This window comes from Streptomyces phytophilus (genome assembly GCF_013870535.1).
In the GTDB taxonomy this organism is placed as follows: domain Bacteria; phylum Actinomycetota; class Actinomycetes; order Streptomycetales; family Streptomycetaceae; genus Streptomyces; species Streptomyces phytophilus.
Genome location: NZ_JACBXC010000962.1, coordinates 1 through 2368 on the forward strand (window position 1 = coordinate 1; position 2368 = coordinate 2368).

The window sequence follows — 2368 nt, forward strand, 5'->3', positions numbered from 1 at the left end:
GTGCGGCACATCGGGCTGCCGCTCGCCGGGCTCTGCGTCGCGCTGTTCTTCCTCGCGCCGTACGTCGCGATGTTCCTCGGCTCGCTGAAGACCGACGCCGAGTTGTTCCAGGTGCCCGCCGACTACCTGCCCGACGAGTGGGCCTGGTCCAACTACGCCGACGTGTGGGACAAGATCCCGCTGGCCAGCTACTTCAAGGTCAGCCTCATCGTCGCGCTGGTCTCCACCGTCGTCGTGCTGCTGATCGCCGCGCCCGCCGCGTTCATCCTGGCGCGGACGAACTTCCGCGGCCGGGGCGCGTTCCTCGGGCTCGTGCTGGTCTCCCAGATGTTCCCCGCGGTGGCGCTGCTCATCGGCCTGTACCGGGAGGCGGTCTTCACCGGCGGGATCCACAGCTACTGGTTCATCATCGCGGTCAACTGCGCCTTCAACATCGCCTTCGCGATCTGGATCCTGCACACCCAGTTCAGCTCCATACCCCTGGAGATAGACGAGGCGGCGATGCTCGACGGGCTCGGCCGCTTCCGGATCATGGTGCGGATGGCGCTGCCGCTCGCGGCCCCCGCGCTCATCACCGTCACGATCTTCACGTTCATCCAGGTCTGGAACGAGTTCGTCATCTCGCTGACCGTCTTCAACGAGCCCACCGAGAACCGGGTGCCGCTCACCGTCGGCGTGCAGCAGTTCGTGGGCCTGTACGAGACGAACTACCAGTACCTCTTCGCCGCCTCCCTGATGGCGATCGTGCCCGCGGTGATCCTGTTCGCACTCATCGAGCGGTACCTGGTGAGCGGCCTGACGAAGGGCAGCACGAAATGAGCCACCCCATGCCCGGCAGCGGCTCCGGCAGCCGGCCCGGCGGAAGGCCCAGCAGAAGGGCCGTCCTGCGCACCGGCGGCGCGCTCGCCTCCGCCTCCGCGCTCGGCGCGCTGGCCGCGGCCTGCGGCCGGCCCGTCCAGGCCGGCGACCCGAACGCCATCAAGGTCGTCATCGCGCAGTACACCGACGGCACGCAGCCGTACTGGCGCAAGCTCGTCGCGAGGTTCGAGGACAAGAACCCCGGCAAGAGCGTCAAGCTGCAGATCATCGACTGGGGCAACCTCCAGACCCAGATCAACACGATGGTGCAGACCGGCCAGCTGCCCGACATCGCCAACCTCAACCTCTTCGCCGACTACGCCGACGCCGACCTGCTGCACCCCGCCGAGGACGTCCTCACCCCCGAGGTCTACGGCGACTTCATGCCCGCCTTCGCGGACAACGCCTCCTTCCGGGGCACGCAGTACGCGCTGCCGTTCCTCGCCACCGTCAACGGCATGTACTACAACAAGGCGATCCTGCGCGAGGCCGGCTTCGACGGCCCGCCGGAGACCCGCGACCAGTTCCTCGACGCCGTCGACCGGATCAAGGCGCTGCCGGGCACGTACGTCCCGTACGGGCTGGCCCTCGGCATCGAGTCCGGGCACTACGAGTTCGGCACCTGGGCCCGCGCCAACGGCGGCGGCTGGACCGAGAACGGCAAGTGGGCCATCGACAGCGACCGCAACGTCGAAACGCTCGGCTTCCTCCAGGACCTCAGCAAGCGCGGCTACACCCAGCCCAACCCCGGCCAGACCAACCGCCCCGACGGCACCTGGCCGCTGTTCGCCCAGGGCAAGGCCGCGATGGTCTACGGCGCCTTCGGCGCGCGGGCGTTCCTGGACCTGATCGAGAAGGGCGACGTCGACTACGGGCTCGCCGTGCACCCGGTCAGCCACGGCGCCGAGCCCGTCGCGCACGGGATCCAGGACTACCTGATGGCGTTCAAGAAGTCCGGCAACCGCGAGCTGGTCCGCGACTTCCTCAGCTTCTTCTACCGGCCCGACAACTACGTGCCGTACCTGAAGGCCGAGGGCCTGCTGCCGACGACGCAGTCGGCGGTGGACGTGCTCAAGGACGACCGGCGGGTCGGGCGGTACGTGGGGATGACCGGCCGGGCCCGGTTCGACCCCACGACGCGGCCGGTCTGGGCCGAGCTGCTCGGGGTGATGGGCAACGACCTGGGCAAGGCCGTCAGCCAGAACTCGGCGCCGGAGAAGGTGCTCCGCGAGTTCCAGTCCATCGCCGTCTCCGGGGACTGAACACCCCCGGATACCCCCGGATCCCCCCGGGGATCCCGCAAGCCCCGACGCCGCCGGCCCGTGGTGCCCTGTGCCGGCGGCGTCGGATCCGGCGTCCGCGGCGGGCGGCCGTCCTCCCGCCCGCCGCGGACCACCAACCCGGGCCCCGGCTCAGCGCAGCGAGAAGTCCGCGACGCGCACCCCCTCACCCGGCACCAGGTACACGTCCCGTCGCCCGGCCGCGCCCCGCAGCGCCGCCGCCACCTCCT

At 70.0% G+C, this 2368-nt stretch carries 2 protein-coding genes; both read left to right on the forward strand.

The genetic code is table 11. The features are described 5' to 3' along the window. Positions 1-819: carbohydrate ABC transporter permease (locus H5J30_RS27760; protein WP_220189441.1), on the forward strand; the 819-nt coding region annotated here is incomplete at its 5' end. Beyond that, a complete protein-coding gene (locus H5J30_RS27765; protein WP_258563565.1) occupies positions 816-2120 on the forward strand; it encodes an extracellular solute-binding protein in 1305 nt (434 codons plus the stop codon). The genes H5J30_RS27760 and H5J30_RS27765, both read left to right, overlap by 4 nt. Positions 2121-2368: the final 248 nt, after the last annotated feature.